Genomic DNA, 22,096 nt, shown 5'->3' on the forward strand with positions numbered 1-22,096 from the left:
CGCGGGCGGGAGTCAACTGCTAGCTTTTAGGGGTGAATGTCCAATTGAGTATGCTTTGGGTTGACACCTCACCGCCGGTCGCTCCAGTAAACCCGACATAAGCGGTATTTCCTCCAACTGCGGAGGGAATATCAACTGAAAACGGATGCGTATACTGCGCCTTGGTGATCTGGTCGGTGATCGTCATGGTTAATACCGAGTTGGCATAAACGAGTCCGACGACCATGGGATCGCCGCTATGCAGGTTGATACCGGTTCCCGCGAGATTGATCGCTGGGAGTGTTGGCGCAACTCCTGCGATGTAGACGCCGGTCGAGTTCACGCCTTCTCCCGCATTGTTGAAGAGGTCGAACTTGAGTGCCACGCTTTTCGGAATCGAGGCGTAGCCGAGCCCTCCTCCAATCCCGCCTAGGGCCACCGGTCCCACTCCCTGGATAGTGAAGGTTAAGCCATCCGCAGCCGGATCGGCTATCTGGAAGCTGAACTGCGAAGTGAAGGATTGTATGTTCTGGGCGTTCGGGAAGAAAAGGCTCCCGGCCTGGTTTTCACCGCCGGTTGTCAATTGAATCGCTGGGCCAGCGGGAACGGCGACGCCATTGAGGTAGAGTCCGATTCCGCCATTTAAGCCAGTAGGAAACCTTGGACCGGCCGGAGCGCCGGCAAGGTAGGTCCAGTTCTGAATAACGGAGTGTGAGGTCGTCCCTCCGGTACTGCCAGTGAAACCAACATATGCGGTCGAGCCGCCCACCGTTGCTGGGATATCGATCGCCCAGGAGTGCGAGAACGAATCTGGTGCATAGAAGAGGTTCGTGATGGTCATGTTCAATATGGCGCCGTCATAGGTAACATGGACGCCATAAGGGATGTCGTCTGCAAGATTAATTCCAGTTCCCAAGAGATTTATGGCCGGAACTGTCGGTGTATTTCCCCCGGTATAGAGGCCGGTTGAATCCGGACCCTCACCCACATTGTCCCAAATATCAAATTTGATGGCGAGGCTCTTTTGGATGGTCACATATCCCAAGCCGGCGCCATCGCCCCCGAGAGCCTTCGGCCCCGAATTCTGGATGGTGAAGGTCATACCGTCCGCGTTTCCCGAAATGTGTAGCGTGAAGTCGGCGGTGAACGATTGCACATTCACTGGAGTGGCATAGAAAGAGCTTCCTGCTTGATCATAGCCATCCTGGGTCAGATACAAGTCTCCGTTAAGTACGGCGGCGCTTCCATTTGTGGTTATCGCTGAAGTGTTCAACGGGAAACCCTGGCTAAAGTTGATCCCCGGTGTCGTTGGGTAAGTCGGCGAGGTATAGGTCGCCGAAGAAACCATGCTAGAGGCACTGTTGTACACGGCGATCGCCTGGATGTGCATAGTTCCTAGGATGGTAATCGGAGAATGATACAGCCTCGAAGAGGGCGTGGGTGTGCCTCCATTGATGGTGTAGTAGATCGAGGTATTGGGGGTTGTAGAACTCAGCATGAGCTGTTCGACTGGATTGTCGCCCGGGGCGTCTGCCACCGCAAAAATTGGCGGACCCACCTGGCTTGCAGTGACCGTGAGCGCTCCGCTGCTTGCCGAGTACACATCCGGCTCCCCTAAGTAGCTGGCGGCGATCACATGCTGCGGGGCGAAGAGGATGGTCGAGTAAGTCGCGCTGCCGTTTCCGTTCAGTGCCGACTGCGCGACAACAGTTCCATCAACCTTCCAAGTAATCTCTCCGGGGGGGATGCCGGTCCCACTGACCGGCTCAACATGGGCAGTGAAAGTGACCTCCTCACCCGCGACCGGTGAGCTGTGGTTCGACGTAACTGTCGTTGTCGTCCCTCCGTGGAAGGCGAACTTGGCGACGAACGGACTGCCTGCCCCACCGGCCTCGTTTGTTGTTTGGAAAGCGCCTCCGGTGACGGGAAAGTCTCGAGAGGCCGCAATTCCATTGATGTAGACGTTGCCGAAACCATCGATCACGGCTTGCCTTGCGGAATCGCCGTCCCCATGTATATTCCCGCTTCCACCAAGATAAGTGGCATAGAGCAAGGCCGATCCGTCGGCATTCAACTCCGCGAGTACCCCATTCGAAGAATAGCCAGCTCTTTGGGGGTAATTAACACCCTTGTAGGTGGTCTGGAAGGCACCGGGCGTGACCGGAAACCCTCCGTAGCTGTATCCGGAGACGAAGGCGTGGCCCTGGTGATCGACGGCGATTCCTATTAAGTCGCCCGGTTTTCCGCTGAGTTCGCCTGTCCCTCCGACGTAGGTGCCATAAATGAGAGCTGTGCCAGTGGAATTGAGCTTTCCGGTCCAGCCTTTGCCGCTTGCCTGAAAGGCGCCGCTGGTGACTGGCCCAGTACTAGCTACCGAGTAGACATCTCCGGCACTGTCAACCGCCATGCTTCCTAGGCCTTCGGAAGGGAAGTAGGTGGAGTAGACGAGGCCTGAGCCCTCAGGGTTGAGCTTGGCCACATAAGCGGTATAAGTATTTACCGTGCTATAGGCGCCCGGCGTAGTAGGAAAATCGGGGCCGTGCGTATACCCCGCGACATAGGCGTCGCCCGTCCCGTCTATCTCGATGCCGGTAGCATAGCTTATATTCTCTTTACTCGATGTTGATTGAAGGAAAGTGGAATAGATCAGTGAGGAGCCCGCCGCATTCAGCTTGGTGACAAATCCAACGGAACTGTCTGTGATATTGGCCTTCGGCTGGAAGGCACCGGCAGTTGTGGGAAAGTCGGCTGAGGATGTGTATCCGGCGACAAAGGCGTTTCCCTCTGCATCCACCTCGATTCCAGTGCCAAAGTCACTAGAGCTCCCACCAAGCAAGGTTGAATAGACAATGCCGCCAGTCGGGTTCAGCTTGGTTACGAAGCCTGTACCATTAATGCTGTTGTAAACGGTTTGGAATGCGCCGGGCGTTACCGGAAAATTAGAGATGGTCGCTGCACCCGTCAAGTACGCATTGCCGGTTGCGTCGACCGCGATCCCATAAATACCCCCCACATTGTCATTGTTAGATGAGCCTGTTCCGGGTAGGGACGTAGAGTAGATCATGGTCGACCCGGCAGCATCGAACTTCACTAGGTACGGGCTATCATTTTCGACAGATAAGTAAAGATTTCCTTCTGCATCAACAGCCAAAGCATCAGGGGTGTCGGAGCCTGCTCCCAAGTAGGTGGAGTAGGCCAGTACCGGATCAATCACTAACTCCCTGCTTTGGTCATAGCTCGCTAACCGAAACCCTACGGTATTGTTCGCCAGCAGTTGGAAGCTGCCTTCGACCGGCTGACGCTGACCATCCTTCAACTGATAAACAACTGGCTTATGGAAGGCGATCTCTCCGTCCTTGGCGATGATTTCCAGGTCGCCTCCGCTGTTGAGCTTTAGCTTGCTAGCTCCGGCGAAGTGCAGGCGCGCCTGCTTGGGGTCAGCATTTGCCGCGACGACGAAGTCATACTCCAACTGCCGCTGATTTCCGTAATAGACCAGGTCAATGCCGGGATAGACATTGCTGTACTTGACCTTGGCATAAGTCGGCACATTCGTATGCCACTTCGACGAGTCTTTGCCGAGGAAGTAGTTCGCTTTGCCCGGCAGCGGATCGGCCCCGCTCACCTGCATGCCGCGCGCCGCGCCCGCGAGCTCCATGCGTACGACATCGGTCTTGACCTTGGCGGCTTTTTGAGGGGCGGCCTTGCCGCCTATTGCGCTAGTCTTCGGCTGCGAAGCAAGATCCTTGCTCAGCGACAGCACCGCGGAGGTGTCAGTCAGGAAAAGTGAATAGCCTTGTCCGCGGGAGAGGAACTTCACCTGCGGATCGCTCTGGCCTCGGTTAGCTTCAAAGCTGAGGGGCAGCTTGCCGTAAGCGGCTGTGATCGCAGGCGACGCGGCTTTCGTTGGAGAGACAAGCTTCGCGGGCGCGAGGTTCTGGTTCGCGGCAGCGATCGTGGGGTCAGGTTCCTGGGCATTGACGACCATCGGACTCATGGCCAACAAGGAAAATGCGACGGGCAGAAAGCTCTTCATGGTTGCTCCTCGGGGGATGAGGCAGTGCCGTAACGTTCTTTAAAACGGCTGCTGGTAGGGTTGGGGGTGGAGGGGTAGCATAGTCCCGAAGCGGCCGGGGACCATATAGAAATGCGAAATAACGATGCGGCCATTTCCAGCCAAAGTCAAGTGGATCTTATGGAACCTTGGGCATTGACTCTCGATCGGCCAAAGCTTCAGGTAGATTCTCTTCTCGTGTGTTTAAGCAAACGAACGCACCGGCGGTAGTAGTCCGGCTTCGCGGCAATGCAGTACGTCCAACTGCATCCGGATAATTCATCTAAGATGAGGCTGAGTTCGAAATCATTGCGGATACCCGATCGAATCTGGACGAAATCCAATTATCGGCGAGCCTGCTTGCTGCTGTGGGTGGTCACCGTTGCCAGCCTGGCGTTCTGTCTCGATCCGCAAAAAGATCTCGGCCAGTACGGACATCGTGCGTGGCAAACCGACAGCGGCTTGCCCCAAAATACCGTTCACGCCGTCATTCAGACCCAGGACGGTTACATATGGTTGGGTACAGAAGGTGGCTTAGTCCGCTTCGACGGCTTCGAGTTCGTCATTTACGACAAGCAAGCCCCCGCGTTTCTTCGAAGCGAAAGCATCAATTCTCTTTTTGAAGACAAAGATGGCGACCTGTGGATCGGCACCAATGATGGCCTGGTTCGCCGCCGTGGCAACCACTTCACAAACTATGGCGCTTCCAATGGGCTGCCGTCGAACACCGTCGGGTCGATCTTTCAAGACCATCGCGGCAAGATCTGGGTCGTCACTCTAGAGGGCATTGCTAGTTACCAGGGTGGCGAGCAATTCCGCTCGTTCCCCATGAGCGACGGCATCACCAACCCGAAGAGCCTGGCCGAAGCCCTGGATGGCTCCTTCTGGATCGGAACCCGCTTCGGAGCGGTGCATTTCAATCAGGATCATTTCGGGCCCCCGCTTCTGCTGAATGTCGAGGTGCAGACGGTTGCGGCCACAGGCGACGGGCGCATCTGGCTTGGGACCCACAACGGGCTCTACTCCTTTCCGTCGGGTAGTCCCGAAAAAAATGCTCCGGTTTCCGGACTGCCTTCGAGTGATGTCGCTTCGTTGACCGCTGCCAAAGATGGCAGTCTTTGGATTGGCACTGCCAAAGGCGCCGCTGTCCTCAAGAATGGTGAACTCACTGCGTTCAGCGCACAGAACGGCCTACCTTCGGACCGAGTTGAATCGGTGGTCGAAGACCGCGAAGGTTCGATGTGGATTGCCACCAGTCGTGGTCTCGCCCGTATCGTGAAGGACCATGTTCAGACATTCGGAGGACGCGAATCACTCTCCAGCGGAGCCGTCCTTTCCATCTTTGAAGACCGCGAGGGCAGCCTCTGGCTCGGCACCGAATCGGGTGGCTTGGAGATGTTGCACGATCAGAAGTTCACCGCGTATACCACCGCCGATGGCCTCTCCGATGACCTTGTGCGCTCCATCATTCAAGACCGCAAAGGCATCGTTTGGTCCGGAACCAGCGGCGGTGGGCTCGACCGCCAGGACAGCCACGGCACATTCACCAGTCTCAGCACCGCCGATGGGCTCTCGAGCGACATCGTACTCGCGCTCGGCAGCGATGCGGCTGGAAACCTCTGGGTTGGCACCCCCGATGGCCTCGACCGGATCGTAGAAGATTCCCGTGGAAGAAGAACCATCACCACCTTTACTTCAGCCGATGGTCTCGCAGATGATTTTGTCCGCTCCCTCTACGCTGCCTCGGATGGTTCGATGTGGATCGGCACCCGCCGCGGCATCTCGCATTTCTCAAATGGCCGCTTCACTACCTACTCCAGTATGGACGGCCTCGGCAGCGACCTCGTCGGCGCCATCGTCGAAGACCCCGCGCATGTCTTATGGATCGCCACTCTCGGAGGCCTCACCCGTTTCGACCATGGTAAGTTCACGACGTTGACCACCCGCGACGGGTTGAGCAGCAACGTCATTACTTCCCTCTATCCCGACAAACAGGGCAGCCTCTGGATTGGCACGAACCAGGGGGGTCTTAACCGGCTCAAGGATGGCAAGCTAGCCGACTTCTCCTCCGAAGCGACGCATCTTCCCGAAAGTATCTATGCCATCCTTGAAGACGCTCGAGGAAATTTATGGCTTGGTTCAAAAACCGGTATCTACCGCGCGACCAAGAAGGACCTGGATGACTTCGCCAATCACCGGCGGCCAAGTATCAGCCCAGCTGTCTACGGCACGGCGGATGGCATGAAGATCAGCGAATGCAGTAGCGGAGGCCATCCGGCGGCCTGCAAACTGACCAATGGAAGTATGTTGTTCGCGACCCTGAAGGGCATTGCCGCCGTCGATCCCGAGCGGCTGACCTTGAATACAGTCCCGCCATCGGTAGTGATCGAACAGGTCCTGGTGGACGACCAGGTGATCGATGATCCCGTCGTTCCGAAAAGTACCTCCGCTGCAGCCTTCATCGTGCCACCCGGCCACAGGCGCTTTGAATTCCACTACGCCGGCCTCAGCTTCATCGCGCCTCAGAAGGTTCGCTTTCGCTACAAGCTCGAAGGATTCGACCGTGACTGGGTAGACGCCGGAGCGCGGCGGACAGCCTATTACACGAACCTGCCTCCCGGGGCATACAGCTTCCGCGTGATTGCCTCCAACAATGATGGTGTCTGGAACCAGAGTGGAGCAAGCTCAGATTTCCGGCTGCAGCCGCACCTTTATCAGACCTGGTGGTTTTACCTTGCTTTAATCGCCGCCCTCGCGCTGTTCGCCTATCAGGCTTACCACTGGAGATTGCGCCAGATTGAACTGCGCTACGATGCCGTGCTCTCCGAGCGAGGACGCATCGCCCGCGAGATCCATGACACCCTCGCCCAGGGCTTGGTCGGCATCTCCGTTCAACTCGAACTCGTGAACCGGCTGCTCGCTTCTTCAGTCGAAAGCGCCAGAGCGCAACTGGACCAGGCTCGCGGACTGGTTCGAGAGAGCCTGACGGAGGCGCGCAGCTCCATCTGGGACCTGCGCTCGCAAGCGGCCGAAACTGAGGACTTCGCGACCCGGCTGGCGCGCATGGCAGCCACCGCAACCGAGCGCTCCACATCGAAAATCAGGGTTAAATCCAAGGTCTCAGGAGCTTACCGCCCGGTCTCTCCAAAGGCAGAGGCGGAGTTGCTGCGGATTGCGCAAGAAGCAGTCACCAACGCCGTCCGCCATGCCCAGCCGGTTCACATCGCCATTGAGCTCCGCTTCGGTGCACGTGATTTACTAATGACTATCCAAGACGACGGATGCGGCTTTAACGGTCAGCTGCATCCACAATCGTCCGGGCCTCAGGGCCACTTTGGCCTTGCCGGCATGCGGGAACGGGCGGAACAAATCGGCGCTATATTCGTTGTTGACAGCGCGCCCGGAAAAGGCACACGGGTCTCCGTCCAAGTACCAATTGACGCATAAGGGAAGCGGTGGATGCAAGGTGGAACACTCGTTTGTTGGATTCCTTGTACCTGCTTTTGCTCTGATTTCAGAGCCTGACATAATAGGGCAATTACATGAACACCGCCGAAACGCTGCGCGAGCTTGAAGAACAACTGCTGGACAGCTCGATCCGTAAGAACGCGGAGGCTATCTCCTCTCTGCTTGCTGAGGACTTTCAGGAGTTCGGGAGTTCCGGACGAGTCTTTTCGAAGCCGGAGATTATCGCCACGCTCCAGACCGAATCCCCGGCGAGGCTTTCCTTGGGCCACTTCCATGCGCAGCTACTGGCGAACAACATCGCGCTGATCACCTACAGGTCGAGGCGGGAAGAGCCAGGAATGCCTGCAATCGAGACCTTGCGAAATTCTATATGGGTGGTTCGGGACGGCCATTGGAGACTACTCTTTCATCAAGGAACTCGGGCTTTAGAGAGTCCGGCTAACGATACTCAACTTAGGAACGAGCCTTAGCAATGACCGAAGCAATTCGCATCATGGTTGTCGAAGACCACCACGTCGTTCGCCAGGGCCTGATGGCCCTCATCAAGACTGTTCCAGGCCTCGAGGTCATCGCCGAGGCGCCAGATGGCAAAGAGGCCGTAAGGCAATACCGGCAGCACAAGCCCGATATCACGCTGATGGATCTTCGCCTGCCAAATCTTGGCGGCGTCGATGCGATCACCGCAATTCGCGCCGAATTCCCCGCCGCCCGCATCATTGTTTTGACCACCTTCGATGGCGATGAAGATATCTATCGAGCCCTGCAGGCAGGGGCGCGCGGCTACTTGCTCAAAGGGATGGATGCCGACGAGCTCATCGACGCGATCCGCACCGTTCACAATGGGAAGACTCGCATCCCGGCCACCGTCGCCCAGCGCCTTGCCGGCCGGATGGGTGGCCAGGAACTTACCGGCCGTGAGACTGACGTCCTCAAGCAGATCGTGGCCGGCAAAAGTAACAAAGAGATTGCCTCGTTCCTTTTCATCTCCGAAGCTACAGTGAAGACGCACATCAACAGTTTGCTGGGCAAGCTCGGCGTTACCGATCGGACTCAGGCAGCTACAACTGCTCTACAACGAGGAATTGTCCACCTTGATTGACGTTTCCTTGATAAGTATCGACGGCGGTTACTTATGAGATCGTCGCTGCTCAGGCTCGTCCTGGCGACTCTGTGCATGCTGTCACTGCTGCCCCTGGGTGCGCAAGAGAAGTCAGGTTGGCGCGAAGCTTCACCGAGCGAATTGAAGACCCTGATCCCGGCGCGCGCTCCGGTTGAAAAGGAGCGCATCGAGACCGAATTTCGCACGGCTTCCGGTATCACCGATGGCAGCCACCGCTTCATCGCCGGAGTCGTGCTCATTACCGCCGGCTATTCCGCCGAGGGCAAATACTCCCACTTTGTGATCGTCCAAGCGCCCATCAAAGTTGGCGATATCGCCCTGTCGCCAGGCCAGTATGTCTTCGGTTGGACGCATAAGGAAGATTTGCTCACCGTGAAGTTCTATGAAGCCGCAACCGGCAAACCGCTAGGCTCCGTCGATGCCACTCTGAATCCCACCATCAAGAGTGTCGCCTCGTTCCGCATCTGGCCGCCAAACGAAAAGTCCGTGATGCAAATTGGCAGATTCACCTTCCCCTATCAGCTGGTTCCATAAGTTGTTCAGGTTTTTTGCTTCGGACGGGCCCTGAAACTGACTCAGTGCGCCAGTTTCGCGTAATAGTCCTGTAGCACAAAAAACGCCTTCTTCTTGATCCCCTTGTTCGAGATCACCCCTTTGCGATTGTAGAAGTCTTGTATGTTCGGCAGTTGCCGCGTTGGGGACCGGAAATCCATCAGCACCCAGGGCGTAGTCCCCGCCAGAAAAGGGATCTTGCTGAGCATCGCCAGCTGTTGCTTAAAGATCTCTGCTTGCATCTCTTCGGAGAAGCGCGCATTGATCTCACCGTGAAGTCCCGACTTCGCACCGCCGCCCCACTCACTCATAATCAGAGGCTTGTTGTAGGGATTTTGCCATGTATAGAGCGGAGCATCTTCCGGCTTTCCGTTGTACCAGCCTATGTATTCGTTCGACCCCAACACATCCAGGGAGGCGCCGAGCGGATCGTCGAGTATCGCGGTCTTGCCATCCATGTGGGTCAACAGCGCGGAGGTCACCAGCCGGGTAGGATCCTGGGCATGCGCCTCGTCGACGAGCGCCTTAAGAAAAATCAGCCGCTCCGGGCTCTTGGGAGTTTCATTCGAGACCGACCACAAAATTACCGATGCTTTGTTGTGGTCGCGTCGGATATTCTCCGATAGCTGCTGCTTCGCCGACTCGAGCGCGTGCGCACCTTTCCAGTCGATCGACCAATAAGTCGGCACCTCCGACCACACCAGGATGCCGAGTTTGTCAGCCTCGCGGGTCATGTGTTCGTCATGCGGATAGTGGGCAAGCCGCACAAAGTTTCCATGCAGCTCATGCACCCATCCAAGCAACGTATCGGCGTCCTGCTGCGACCAAGCCCTGCCTCCGCGATAGGGCGCCTCGGCATGAGTGTTAATGCCACGCAAGAAAATCGGCTTGCCGTTGAGCAGGATCCGGTCGCCCTCCACCTCGACGGTGCGAAACCCTATGTCGTCGTCCAGATGGTCTTCGCCGGCTTTGATCTGGATGCGATAGAGCTTCGGATGATCGGGGGCCCAACGAACAAGCCCCTGCGGTGCAAACGAGAACTTAGCGTTACCATCCTCCCCGACGGTGGACTCTCGGTCGACATTGAGTTCAGGAATCCGCAGAGTCAACGCCGAGCCTGCTTTCGAGCCGACCAGGTGCACATAGCCTTCGATCTGGTCTCCGGCGCCGCGTCGCAGTTGGAGAGAATAGTCATCGACGTAGCTCTGCGGAACGTCGACAAGAAACACTTGGCGCGTCAATCCCCCATAGTTCCACCAGTCGGTCTTCATTGCTGGAACCGTATCCGGCCGCCGCGAGTCATCCACCGCCACAACGACGAAGTTGCCTTCGGGCTTCAAGACGTTCGTGACCTCGCAATCGAAGGGGGTAAAACCGCCCTCATGATCGCAGACATGAACATCGTTCACAAAGACCGAAGCGCGATGGTTGGCTGCTCCAAAGTGCAGGAATGTCCGCATCCCGGCCTTTGGCTGATGGCTGAAGTCCTTCTCATACCAGACCAGGCCTTCATAGAGAAGCAGGTTATCGTGCTGAGAATTCCAATCTCCAGGCACCTGCAAAACCGGCGAGGTCGCAAAGTCATACTCCACCAGGTCTGTCCCGTTGAAATGCGCATTCTTCGCATAACCGTTCAGGTTCGGCTTGTCTGGATCGTCCCCCCATCCGTTCCGGTATGGGTCAACGATGTAGTGCCACGCGCCATCGAGACTCACCGCAGGGCGATGATCGATATCCACCAGCAGCGTCGGGGCTTGCACCGTTGTCTGCGCCGAGGCTGGCAAAAGGAACGGCCCTGCCGAGATAAACAGGGGCGCCAATCGGCTCAGAAAAAACAAAAATGGCAGAGGTCGCATGCCACCTATACTAATGCCACGAACAGGATCCCCCTAAGCACATCCGACGCAGCGTAGGAGTAAGGTCGTTTGCCATGTATTCCACTGAGGATCTGGCCAAAGATTTTCGCGCGATTGGCATCACCCCCGGGGATACCGTCATGCTGCACGCTTCAGTCCGAGCGGTCGGAGAAGTGGCCGGCGGCCCCGATTCAATTCATCTTGCGCTTAAGTCGGCCCTGACTGAGGAAGGCACCCTCATGATGTACGCAAGCTGTCCGCGATACTACGACGAGGTCGGCCGCGGCGAGCTAAGCCTGGATCAGGAGCGCGAGCTTCGCGACAAGTTACCAGCATTCAATCCTCTTACCGCTAGGTCGGCCCGCGATAACGGCGCACTCGTCGAACTGCTGCGGACCTATCCAGGCTCTTGTGTAAACCATCACGTTGCTCGTTTTGTGTGCTGGGGAAGGCAGGCCGGCCACCTCATTTCCATCCAGCCGTGGAATTACGCCCTGGGCCGCGATTCCGCTTTGGAGCGATTTCTGGCTGCGGATGGCAAGATCGTCCTGCTCGGATCCGACCATGACGCTGTGACCTTCCTCCACTATGTCGAGCACATCGCGGACATCTCTCAAAGGCAGATCGCCCGATATGACGTGCCGGTGCTGCAGGACGGTCGCCGAGTCTGGCTTCCGATGGAGGAAGTCGATACCTCCGATCGTGGCGCTCACGCCAACTGGCCAGAGCGTTTCTTTGCAAAGATCGTGGACAGCATGCTGGATGCGGCCGGAATTCGGGGCGGTCGAGTCGGAGATGCGATGACCTATGTGTTCACCGCCCGCGAGCTGTTCGCTTTTGCCCAGCCTCTAATGGAAGCTGTCGCAGCAAATCCGCACGCAGCAAACTCCTTGATAGAACACGAAGGCCACATACGGGGCGAACCCTGATTTCCATTATTTCTACGGACGAAACCGCCCGGCTCGAAAACGGTTCGCCAGATCGAACTCGTCTCGCAACTCGGGAGTCTTCAGGTGCTCACGCAGGTGCATCAAGCGTTGCTCCAAAGCCAAAAGCGACCCGGCGATCGCTTCCGTGTTCGTGTGCGCAACGTCACGCCACATCGAGTATGGACTTGCTCCCAAGCGCGTCATCTCCCGCAATGCCCGGCCGCCGATGGCGCGCATATCGGCGTCCCCCGCAAACTTGTCTTCGAGCAGCGCACTCATGGCAGTCGCGACGAATTGTGGCAGATGGCTCACCCACGCACAGAGTTCGTCGTGCCGGGCCGGATCGAGATCGAGTGTCCGGCAGCCGAACTTCGTTACCCACTCGCGCCATTCGGTCTCTAATGCAGTGGCCGGCGACGCGGTCGCTAACGGAGTAAACAGCCACACCGCGTCGCGAAACAACGAAGCCTCGGCGTGTTCCGCTCCATGCACTTCTTTTCCGGCCATCGGATGACCGGGGAGACAAGCCGCCTGCCCAATGCCGCCGAAGTTCCGCGCAGCCCGCTCGCTGATGGCGCCTTTTACGCTACCCACATCCGTGATGAGTTGGCGGGATGTCAAGAGCGGGCCAAGCTGGTCGATCCATTCAAGAATGCTGAAGACTGGGCCCGCCAGCAGCACCACGTCGCTCGATACGGCCGCTGTCACCGGATCTTCGGTGGCCTCATCGATTGCGCCTCGGCTCAAGGCGATCCCCAGCTGGGCCGGATCCTTGTCCCAGCCGAAGATCGTGCCGGGAAATTTCTGCTCACGCAGGGCGAGACCGACCGATGCCCCGATCAGCCCCGTCCCCAGGATGGCGATTCTATCCATCCTCGGCATGATTTAGATCGAGACCTGCTCGGCCACGGGAGCGGCGATCTTCCTGCCAATAGCCGGCGCGAGGAGACGAATTTCCTCGAGCAGCTTCTCGAACTGCTCCGGAAAGAGCGACTGCGCTCCATCCGAAATTGCCTTATCCGGATTCGGATGCATTTCGATGAGCAAACCGTCTGCGCCCGCAGCCACTGCCGCCTTAGCCAATGCCGGAACAATGTCCCGCCTTCCCGCTCCATGCGAAGGATCACCCAGGATGGGAAGGTGCGACAGCTTGTGAATGACCGGAATGGCCGAGATGTCCATGGTGTTGCGAGTCGCGGTCTCGAAGGTGCGAATGCCACGTTCGCACAGCATCAGGTCATAGTTGCCGCCAGCCAGAATATATTCCGCCGACAGTAACAATTCCTCGATAGTCGCCGACATGCCGCGCTTCAATACGATCGCCTTTCGTACTTGGCCCAACTCCCGGAGCAAGTTGAAGTTCTGCATGTTGCGCGCCCCGACCTGAAAGACGTCGACATACGGCAGCATGAGTTCGATTTGAGAGATCTCCATGACCTCGCTGATGATGAGCAAGCCGGTTGCATCTCCGACTTCTCGCAACAGCTTGAGTCCCTCAAGTCCCATTCCTTGAAAAGAATAGGGCGAACTGCGCGGCTTGAAGGCGCCACCACGAAGGAACTGCCCACCCGCCGCCTTTACCAGCGCCGCGCTCCGGAAGATCTGGTCTCGCGATTCGACCGAGCAAGGGCCGCCCATTACCACGACCTCACCGCCGCCGACGGTGACCCCATTTGCGAATTTGACCACCGTTCCCTCTGGCCGAAAACCTCGACCAGCAAGCTTGTATGGAGAAGAAATGCGGTGCGCCTCAGCGACCCCCTCGAGCAATTCGAAGTCCTTCACATCGAATATGCCAGGCGTCCCAACCCCGGCAAGAATGGTCTGTACCGTTCCCGTGGTGCGATGAACGTTAAACCCTATATCCGTCAGTCTGGAGATGATCTCCTGGATCTGTTCTTCGGTGGCGTGTTCCTGCATCGCGACAATCATGCTTTGATCTCCATTCCGGGAGTGGCTACCGCGTCCCGATGGTCGACGGCTCCATCAGCCGCGCCTGTTTCTTTCTCAATCTCCTGCGATGGGTTCTTCGAAGCCAACTCATTCCTCTGGGTCGCCCGCATGACATCGATGATGCGCTCATAAATATGGGTCATTTCGATATCCGGAAGCGGTCCATGGTTTGCCGACCGCACGTTCTCAAAGATCACCTTTTCTCGATTGGGCTCATAAACGGGCAGGGAATCCACTCGCTTCAACCTCCCAATCGCCTGGGCCGCACTCGCTCGCTCACTAATGAGCGCCACGATCTGGCGATCCAATTCATCAATCTTCTTTCGCCAATCTTCGATGTTCACGTGATTCCTCTCTTGCACCGGTCGAGCGCACCTATTCCCGCCATCGACGCCGCGGTCACTCGCCGGCTAAAGTCTAGAAATTCGATTAAGGCAAAGCAGGGCGGCCGCGAACCTGCAGGTCCTGTTCCCACACAAAGCGTCCTCATGACGTCGACCCTGCTTTTGCCTTAGGATACGCGGCCAGTGTGTTTTCGCAATGACGGGAAGTTCCCAGCAAAGGCGTCGTTGTCCTTTTCCTCGAAGTAGGACACTGGCGCTTACTGGTAGCGAAACTCATTGCGAAAGGCGCTGCCAAGCCGCTAGGAAGCGAGTTATCGGGCCAGCGCAGCCGCCCCAGCGAGGGACGGGCTCTCGCGCAGACCCCTGATAAATCGAGCGATGGAGCTGGGCGCTTCCTCAGAGGTCGACTTTTCAATAATCGCCACCAACGCACTCCCCACAACGGCGGCGTCGGCGAACTCGCCCACCGCGGCAACATGCTCGGCAGTCGAGACCCCAAAGCCAACCGCTATCGGCAGGTTGGTATAGCTGCGAAGCCGCCTCACCAACTGCCCGGCGTCGGCCGTCAGGTTCTTCTGCGCACCAGTAATGCCGGTGCGCGAAATCGCATAGACAAACCCTTCCGAAACTTCAGCAATCTTCTTGAGCCGCTCATCAGGACTCGTCGGGGCCGCTAGAAAAATCGGTGCAAGATGATGCCTGCGCAGATGGACAAGGTAATCGTCCGCCTCTTCCACGATCATGTCGGTAACGAGGACGCCATCCACTCCGGCCTTCTCCGCCGTTTCGCAGAACTTCTCGATGCCGAAGCGCAGTACTGGATTGTAGTAGGAGAAGATTACCAATCCCGCCGAAGGTCTAGCCACACGCAACTCGGCGGCCAACTCCAGCACATCTACCAGCCGCGTTCCCCCGGCAACTGCGCGCTCACTCGCCCGTTGTATCACCGGCCCATCCGCCAAGGGATCGCTGAACGGCACGCCTAGCTCGATCACATCCGCACCAGCATCGATGGCAGAGAGTGCAATCTCGCGCGTCGTCGAGAGATCGGGGTCGCCCGCCGTGAGGTAGGCGACGAGGCCTGGTTTGCTGGCGAATCGGATTGGCATGGTTCCTTCTATGCCCCTTGCAGCTTCAGTTCGCGCGACAGGATCCCAATGTCCTTGTCCCCGCGACCGGAGAGATTGACTACGAGTATTTCATGGCGGCCCAGGGTGGGCGCAACCCGAAGACATTCAGCGATCGCGTGGGCGCTCTCCAGAGCCGGAATGATCCCTTCCGTTCGCGCCAGCCGTACGGTGGCATCGAGCGCGTCGGCATCCGAAGCCGAGACATATTCCGCCCGTCCCGAATCGTGCAGCGCCGCATGTTCAGGCCCCACTGAGGCATAATCCAAGCCTGCGGATACCGAGTGGGTCAGCGCAATCTGCCCCGCTTCATCCTGCAAGACATAAGAGAACGTCCCCTGCAAAACTCCAGGCGAACCGCCCCCGTTGAAGCGAACTGCATGGGCGCCAAGGGTCGTCCCTCGGCCCCCGGCTTCGACGCCAATCAAGCGAACGTTCTCATCCCCTAGGAACTCGTAGAATGCCCCAATCGCATTGGAACCTCCGCCCACGCAGGCGATCACCGCATTCGGCAGGCGTCCTTCTTTTTCCAGGATCTGACCGCGCATTTCCTTGCTGATCACGCGATGGAAATCCCGGACCATGGTGGGATAAGGATGCGCTCCAAGCACACTGCCGAGCAGATAGTGGGTGGTCCGAACGTTGGTCACCCAATCGCGCATAGCCTCATTGATTGCATCTTTCAGCGTGCGCGAACCGGAATTGACGCCGCGAACCTCGGCGCCTAGCAGCCGCATGCGGTAGACATTCAGCTCCTGCCGGCGCATGTCCTCCTCGCCCATATAGACGACACATTCCATGCCGAACAGGGCACAAACCGTGGCCGTCGCCACCCCATGCTGCCCCGCCCCGGTCTCGGCGATGATGCGCTTCTTGCCCATACGACGCGCCAGCAGACCCTGGCCGATGCAGTTGTTAATCTTGTGCGCACCGGTATGCAACAGGTCCTCACGCTTGAGGTAAATCCTGGCGCCACCCAACTCTTCGGTCAGCCGTGTGGCGAAATACAGCGGAGTCGGCCGACCGGCATAGTCCCTCAGCAGCGAATCAAGCTCCAGATGGAAAGCCGGATCTGCCTGAGCCACCGCATAGGCCAACTCGAGCTCTTCGAGCGCCGCCATCAGCGTCTCGGGGACATACCGCCCACCATATGCGCCAAACCGCCCCGGGATATTCACGGTCTGTGTCGGCAACGTCGTTGTGCTCATACCTGCTCCTGAACTTCAAGAATATTCCCATTTCGCGATTTCGGCTGCGATGGAGAAGAAAGCCTATGCCTCCGCAGGCAACTTTACCTTTTCGATCTCTGCCGCGGCCTGCCGGACCGCATTCACAAATGCCCTCACCTTTGCCGGATCCTTCTTGCCTGGGAAAGCCTCCACTCCGCTAGCGACATCCACCCCCCAGGGCTGAAGCGTATACACCGCATCGGCAACATTCTCCGGGCGCAAGCCCCCTGCAACGATCAGCCGAAGATGGGGAGCGCTCCGTAGAAAACTACTCTGCGCCGCCCGCCAGTCGAAGGCAACGCCGGTCCCGCCAACCGCCTTGGCCGTCCGCGAATCGATCAGCACGGCATCCACTGCATGGTCTGGCTGCAACTCCCCGACCTGAGCATCAAAATCCGTCGTGTAATGCAAGACCCGAAGGATGCCCAGCCGCTTTGGCGCGGGCATATCGCCGAAATGTTCGCGTAATCGTAACGGCAATGCCGGGTCGCTCGTCGTATGCAGTTGAACTCCGGTCAGCCCGCAATCCATGACGGTGTCCGCGACTTCATCAAAACTCGGATGGACAAAGACGCCGTACTTCTCGATGTTCTTCGGAAGCCGGGCAGCGATCGCCCGCACCTGGGTCCGCGTCACTCGGCGGGGGCTCTCGGCGAAGACGAAACCTACCGCATTCGCACCCGCATCTACTGCGAGCTGGGCGTCTTCCAGGCTGGTGTTCGCGCAAATCTTGATCCACATAGAAACTAGCGGCTCTCTGCTGGATCAAATCCGGCCTTAAATATCGCGCGGACGGCCCAAGCTGCAGTGACTACCATAATTACCCAGAAAATGACTTCATTGGCGGGAACATAACCCGTTTTCGCCGGGGTCGTGTACGTGAGCCCGGTTTCTAGGCGAAGGTACATTTTGCAAAGGAACGCCGCCGAGATGCCGCCCATTCCGATGAGAGCCACGTCCACGCGGGAAGCCATTCCTATCTTTCCGCCGGAATCAGGGACGGGGCCAATAACTTCGCTATTCCCTCGCCTGGATCAGCCTGCCGCATCAGCGACTCGCCCACCAGGAATGCGTGGAATCCGGCATTCCGCAGCCGGGTAAGATCCTCCGCTGTATGGATGCCGCTCTCTGCGACATGCACCGCCCCGATGGGCAGCTTCTCCGCCAGCTCAAGCGAAACCTCCAGCCTGACATTGAAGGACACCAGGTCCCGGTTGTTGACTCCATAGGCATCGCACCCCAGGTCGGACACCCGGGCCAGTTCCTCGGCCGTATGTACTTCGCAAAGCACATCCAATCCGAGCCGATGCGCTGCATCATTGAACTGGCGCAGCTCGCCGTCCTCCAATGCCGCAGCAATCAGCAGGATGGCGTCTGCCTGGTGCGCTCGCGCCTCGAGGATCTGGAACTCGTCGACAATGAAGTCTTTCCGCAGGCAAGGGAGGGTCGTCACCGACGAAGCCAGCTCAAGATTTCGCAAACTGCCCTGGAAGAACTTCTCTTCCGTCAGAACTGATAAGCAACTGGCGCCGCCTCGCTCCAGCGACTTCGCGAGAAATTCAACGTCGAACTCGGGCCGGATCAACCCCTTCGATGGCGAAGCTTTCTTAAGCTCTGCGATGATGGCCGGACCATACTCCGACTTCCGCCGCAGCGCCGCCGCAAATCCGCGCGGCTGGTGGGCGGCTGCTAACGCTTCCAGCGAAGGCAGATGAGCCACTCGCTTCCTTGCTTCTACCGCCCTCCGAGTTTCAGCCAAAATTGGTTCCAAATGCATTGCCTACCGTTCCCCCTTCGTTGTCTCTTCCTTTTCAGTATATCGGCAGCCTAACTCCGCAAATTTCCAGCCAACTGGCCAGCGACTCGGACCGTGAAGTCTCGAGCTTGATTCTGCGTTGGTGTATGGAATCGCAGCAGAGTTACTTGCGCAGTCTGGCCGTCTTCTGCCAACCGCGGCCCGCTAGCTCAGACTTCGAATTGCCGAACTGATTGAGAGACGAGATGACCGTCAATCTGGACTCGAGAGACGGTACTTGCTGTCTCCCGAGCCTGGATTGAGGAGAGCGGTTCAGACGAGTTGGGCGTCCAGGGTGATCTCCGCATTCCCGTGAAAAAGCTTCGAAATCGGACAGCCCGCCTTGGCATTCTGGGCTGCGGTGTCAAAGGCCGCCTTGTCGGCGCCCGGAACTTTAGCTTTGGTGACCAGATGGATGGCAGTGATGGCGAAGCCGTCGTCCTTCTTTTCCAGCTTCACGCTCGCAGTAGTTTCCAGCGATTCAGGTGGCAGGTTAGCGCCGCTCAATTGAGCGCTGAGCGCCATAGTGAAGCAGCCCGCGTGAGCGGCGGCGATCAACTCCTCGGGGTTGGTGCCAACTCCATTCTCAAACCGGGTGCTGAACGAATACTGAGTGTCCTTGAGAGTAGTGCTCTGGGTGCTGATGCTGCCTTTGCCGTCTTTCAATCCGCCGTGCCAAATGGCGCTTGCTGTACGTTCCATAAAAACTCCTTTGGTGGTGCTGTGATCGTTTGTTGAGAGGCTGCGCCTTTTTCCGGACGCCGCTGTTATCTTACGACGTCCCGGCGTGGACAGGGCTCCATTGCTCTACCGGCTGTAGGTAGCAGAATGGACGTTCTAGTGTTGGGCGGTGAGTTTCATGCTGATATGGCGGGTTTGGACCGCATTTCCAGCGTCATCACGAGCGCTGAGTGTGCCAGCGAGGACATAAAAAGCATCTTGAGCGCGGGACAATCCGGACCCACGCTTCACTTGGCCATCAAACGAATAGAAGACGCCATGCACTTGCCGGGTGGTAAAAGAGAAATGGCCATTACCGCCTTTGACCTCGCTCAGGAAGTAGCTTGAATAGTGGCCTCGGCCGCTTTTCGGGTCGGGAATGGTGAGATAGCCGGAGACTTCGTCGAATTGTTCGGTGATCTGCAAACCTTCGCCGAAGGCGTTCTCGTGGTCGCTGAACCGGTAAAGGCCGTATCCATCCTCCGGTAGCACCGGCTGGCCGGATTCCTTGATGACTGTGACATGTTGGTCAGGCGGTTGCCCGGCGGGTCGATTTTGCAGATTCGGAGAGGTCACTTGCCCTGCTCCCATGGACAATAACGCCGCCAGGGCGGTTGCCGCGATCATTCCATATCCTCTTCGTTCTCGGTCTGTAGCTGCCGAATTTGGGCTCAGTTCCCGCTCGTCGTCTTACGGATTTTCTCGAACTCATCTCCGGATTGCCATTGAATTTCACCGGGCAGCGAAGACGCTTCCCATCCAAGAATAAAGCCGAAGCGCGCCAATTTCGCGTTCCCGCGGAAATCCATCGTGTCCCGGTATTCGTCGGAGGGTTGATGGTAACGGTGGGCGACATAGTCATCCGATTGGGCCTTGCCCCACTCCGGGGTTTGCCCCTCAAAGAGAGTGCCCTGCTCAATCGAAAAGGCAGGCACGCCGACGCGCGCAAAGCTGAAATGGTCGGAACGGTAATAGTGTCCCGCCAGGGGCTGCTGATCAGGTTGGATAGTCAAGCCGAATGCCTTCGCTGTCGATTCGACTACCGGATAGAAGCTGGTGCGCTCCGACCCAGCAGCCCCGATGGCAGTAGGAATCCCGACGGGGAGTAACGCGTCGTAGTTCAGGTCTAGGCTGATCTGCGAAGCCGGAACAGGAGGGTGCATCCCTAAATATTGAGAGCCCAGCAGCCCCTGTTCTTCGGCGGTGACGGCGGCGAAGTAGATTGGATGGGGCGGCTTCACCTGGGTCCACGCGCGCGCCATTTCGAGCAGGATCCCACAACCCGTCCCGTTGTCGTTGGCGCCGTTATAGATGCCGTCCCCCTTGGCGTCGGGATCAATCCCCAGGTGGTCGTAGTGCGCGGAGTAGATTACAGCCTGTTCGTTCCCGGGTGCGGTTCCCGGGATCATCGCCACAACATTGTCGGAGTCATAGCGGCGGACTTTGCTGACGATGTGCGCTTTCAGTCGAACCGGCAAGTCGATGGGCTTGAATCCGCGTTTGCCGGCAGCTTCGATCGCCTGGTCAGCCGACATGTGGATCGACGCGAGCAGCTTATCGGCGACCCCATGCTGAATCCAGCTGGCGGCGCGGAGCGTCGCGGCGGGGTCGCCTTGAAGGTAGGACTTCTCAATCGCTTGCGAATTGCGGACGACGTCCCACGGATAACTGGCGAGGTCGGTACGGTGGATGATGAGCACTCCGGCGGCGCCCAAGCGGGCAGCCTGCTCGTATTTGTACGTCCAGCGGCCGTAGTAGGTGAGAGCTTCCGCTTTGAAGAATTTTGGATCGGTCGAAGGTGGCTCGTTGACAATGACTAAGAGCACCTTCCCCTTCACATCCGCGCCGGCAAAGTCATTCCACTGGTATTCCGGGGCATCAATACCGTATCCCACAAAGACAATCGGCGCGTCGATGTCCGCGAAAGCCTTGCCGGTTGTGTCTTTCGTGACGACATCTTCACCGTACTTGAGGTCGATCGGGGGACCGGCATTCGGCACGAAGCTGAAGCTGGTTTGGTCCTCTACGGTATGAACGGCATAGAGCGGGACCTTTTGAAAATAAGTTCCTTGGTCGCCCGCTGGCTTTAGTCCTTCAATCGCAAATTGGGTCGCAATGTACTGAGCGGCGATTTCGGCGCCGCGCTTTCCCGGGCCGCGGCCTTCAAGTAGGTCATCAGCAAGAAACTTCACGTGCGCCCGGATTTTTTCGGGATCGATACCGGCAGCCGCCTGTTGCAAAGCGGCAGGAATATTGGGAAGTGAAGGCACGGAGACCTGGGCCCGCGCTGCCGCTAGGTTGCCGACTACCGTTAACCCCAGGAAGACTCTGTAGAGAGAATTTCTCATTCACACTCCATGACTCGTCGTCAGATTGGCGCAATTTACGGCATGGACCGTACCGGACCTAAGATGATTAGCGATTTCAACCAGCATAAGGAGGTTTGATGAAGCTTGGCATGAAGTCTACATCACCAAGAGGGGGATTGATCTATGGGAGAAAAGCATGGGATCAAAGCGGCCGATGCCAGAAGCGATCGATCCCCATGCGCCAACAGACGCACCGAGAATCTCGGTTTGAGAGGCACGCGGACCTTACTAACCGACAGGAGGAGGTACCTTTGACTAGAGTTCGGAGTCGCTGCGCAGAGAATCCCGCAGCTGCTTGTTGATCGCGACCGCTCTCTGAACTCCATCATCCAGCAACTTGTGCCAGGCCCTGCCGTTCTCGCCTAACTCAAGCGTTCCCATCAGGAAGCTCGTCTGCATGATGATTTCGAGAGCATTGCTTAAGTCGTGGGCCAGTTCGCGCTTACTTTTCATTGAATGTGTGGAAACGTGAGAAGTGGCCGAAAAGCTACTGGGTACAGGCAAACTCGCCATTAAGATCTCCTCTCGTTTCTTAAACCGATCGGATGCCGGGAACGGCAGCGGGGATGTCTAAAACGAATGTCTCAGATTCAGCATAAAC

19 protein-coding genes are annotated in these 22,096 nt (G+C 57.7%); 5 read left to right on the plus strand and 14 right to left on the minus strand.

Features of this window, described 5'->3' with window-relative positions; all coding sequences use genetic code 11:
* Window positions 1-19: 19 nt before the first annotated feature.
* On the minus strand, window positions 20-4,015 hold the full coding sequence (locus ACPOL_RS09225) for a DUF7948 domain-containing protein (protein ID WP_114206787.1): 3,996 nt from the start codon (window positions 4,013-4,015) through the stop codon (window positions 20-22).
* A gap of 306 nt (window positions 4,016-4,321) precedes the next feature.
* On the opposite strand from ACPOL_RS09225, the gene ACPOL_RS09230 reads away from it, so the two are divergent.
* The 4 genes from ACPOL_RS09230 to ACPOL_RS09245 all read left to right on the plus strand — a co-directional run bounded on the left by ACPOL_RS09230 (window position 4,322) and on the right by ACPOL_RS09245 (window position 9,155).
* Window positions 4,322-7,480: a sensor histidine kinase gene (locus ACPOL_RS09230; protein WP_161557272.1), complete on the plus strand. Its 3,159-nt coding sequence runs from the start codon at window positions 4,322-4,324 to the stop codon at window positions 7,478-7,480.
* Between the two features lie 95 nt (window positions 7,481-7,575).
* Window positions 7,576-7,971, plus strand: a complete 396-nt coding sequence (locus ACPOL_RS09235; RefSeq protein WP_114206789.1) for a nuclear transport factor 2 family protein — start codon at window positions 7,576-7,578, stop codon at window positions 7,969-7,971.
* Window positions 7,972-7,973: 2 nt separating this feature from the next.
* Window positions 7,974-8,600 (plus strand): response regulator, encoded by a 627-nt coding sequence (locus ACPOL_RS09240; protein WP_114206790.1) that lies wholly within the window; start codon window positions 7,974-7,976, stop codon window positions 8,598-8,600.
* A 33-nt stretch (window positions 8,601-8,633) separates the two neighbouring features.
* Complete coding sequence (locus ACPOL_RS09245) at window positions 8,634-9,155, plus strand: hypothetical protein (protein ID WP_114206791.1); 522 nt, start codon at window positions 8,634-8,636, stop codon at window positions 9,153-9,155.
* Window positions 9,156-9,196: 41 nt separating this feature from the next.
* On the opposite strand, the gene ACPOL_RS09250 is transcribed toward ACPOL_RS09245, so the two are convergent.
* Window positions 9,197-11,029, minus strand: a complete 1,833-nt coding sequence (locus ACPOL_RS09250) for a glycoside hydrolase family 2 protein (RefSeq protein WP_114206792.1) — start codon at window positions 11,027-11,029, stop codon at window positions 9,197-9,199.
* Between the two features lie 74 nt (window positions 11,030-11,103).
* Between ACPOL_RS09250 and ACPOL_RS09255 the strand changes: the two genes are divergently transcribed.
* Window positions 11,104-11,958: an AAC(3) family N-acetyltransferase gene (locus ACPOL_RS09255; RefSeq protein ID WP_114206793.1), complete on the plus strand. Its 855-nt coding sequence runs from the start codon at window positions 11,104-11,106 to the stop codon at window positions 11,956-11,958.
* A 12-nt stretch (window positions 11,959-11,970) separates the two neighbouring features.
* Here the strand turns inward: ACPOL_RS09255 and ACPOL_RS09260 are convergent, their stop codons facing one another.
* The 12 genes from ACPOL_RS09260 to ACPOL_RS09315 form a co-directional block, all read right to left on the minus strand.
* Complete coding sequence (locus tag ACPOL_RS09260) at window positions 11,971-12,831, minus strand: prephenate dehydrogenase (RefSeq protein WP_114206794.1); 861 nt, start codon at window positions 12,829-12,831, stop codon at window positions 11,971-11,973.
* 12 nt (window positions 12,832-12,843) lie between these two features.
* The gene (aroF, locus tag ACPOL_RS09265; RefSeq protein ID WP_114206795.1) at window positions 12,844-13,890 is read right to left on the minus strand and encodes a 3-deoxy-7-phosphoheptulonate synthase; all 1,047 of its coding nucleotides are present in this window, start codon (window positions 13,888-13,890) and stop codon (window positions 12,844-12,846) included.
* On the minus strand, window positions 13,887-14,255 hold the full coding sequence (locus ACPOL_RS09270) for a chorismate mutase (RefSeq protein WP_114206796.1): 369 nt from the start codon (window positions 14,253-14,255) through the stop codon (window positions 13,887-13,889). Before ACPOL_RS09270 ends, aroF begins: the two co-directional genes overlap by 4 nt.
* Window positions 14,256-14,566: 311 nt before the next feature.
* Window positions 14,567-15,364, minus strand: coding sequence for a tryptophan synthase subunit alpha (trpA, locus tag ACPOL_RS09275; protein ID WP_114206797.1), 798 nt, complete (start codon window positions 15,362-15,364; stop codon window positions 14,567-14,569).
* Between the two features lie 8 nt (window positions 15,365-15,372).
* A complete protein-coding gene (gene trpB / locus ACPOL_RS09280; protein ID WP_114206798.1) occupies window positions 15,373-16,590 on the minus strand; it encodes a tryptophan synthase subunit beta in 1,218 nt (405 codons plus the stop codon).
* 63 nt (window positions 16,591-16,653) lie between these two features.
* Entirely contained in the window at window positions 16,654-17,352 is a 699-nt protein-coding gene (locus ACPOL_RS09285; RefSeq protein ID WP_114206799.1) for a phosphoribosylanthranilate isomerase, read from the minus strand.
* Window positions 17,353-17,357: 5 nt separating this feature from the next.
* Window positions 17,358-17,585 carry a hypothetical protein gene (locus ACPOL_RS09290; protein WP_114206800.1) on the minus strand — a complete coding sequence of 76 codons (228 nt, stop codon included), beginning with the start codon at window positions 17,583-17,585 and terminating at the stop codon, window positions 17,358-17,360.
* 2 nt (window positions 17,586-17,587) lie between these two features.
* On the minus strand, window positions 17,588-18,388 hold the full coding sequence (gene trpC / locus ACPOL_RS09295) for an indole-3-glycerol phosphate synthase TrpC (protein WP_114206801.1): 801 nt from the start codon (window positions 18,386-18,388) through the stop codon (window positions 17,588-17,590).
* 291 nt (window positions 18,389-18,679) lie between these two features.
* Window positions 18,680-19,108 (minus strand): OsmC family protein, encoded by a 429-nt coding sequence (locus tag ACPOL_RS09300; protein ID WP_114206802.1) that lies wholly within the window; start codon window positions 19,106-19,108, stop codon window positions 18,680-18,682.
* A 135-nt stretch (window positions 19,109-19,243) separates the two neighbouring features.
* Window positions 19,244-19,753, minus strand: coding sequence for a hypothetical protein (locus ACPOL_RS09305; RefSeq protein ID WP_114206803.1), 510 nt, complete (start codon window positions 19,751-19,753; stop codon window positions 19,244-19,246).
* Between the two features lie 44 nt (window positions 19,754-19,797).
* Window positions 19,798-21,474: a M28 family peptidase gene (locus ACPOL_RS09310; RefSeq protein ID WP_114206804.1), complete on the minus strand. Its 1,677-nt coding sequence runs from the start codon at window positions 21,472-21,474 to the stop codon at window positions 19,798-19,800.
* Between the two features lie 276 nt (window positions 21,475-21,750).
* Window positions 21,751-22,008 carry a hypothetical protein gene (locus ACPOL_RS09315; RefSeq protein WP_114206805.1) on the minus strand — a complete coding sequence of 86 codons (258 nt, stop codon included), beginning with the start codon at window positions 22,006-22,008 and terminating at the stop codon, window positions 21,751-21,753.
* Between the last annotated feature and the right edge of the window lie 88 nt (window positions 22,009-22,096).

This window comes from Acidisarcina polymorpha, from assembly GCF_003330725.1.
Classification (GTDB): Bacteria; Acidobacteriota; Terriglobia; order Terriglobales; family Acidobacteriaceae; genus Acidisarcina; species Acidisarcina polymorpha.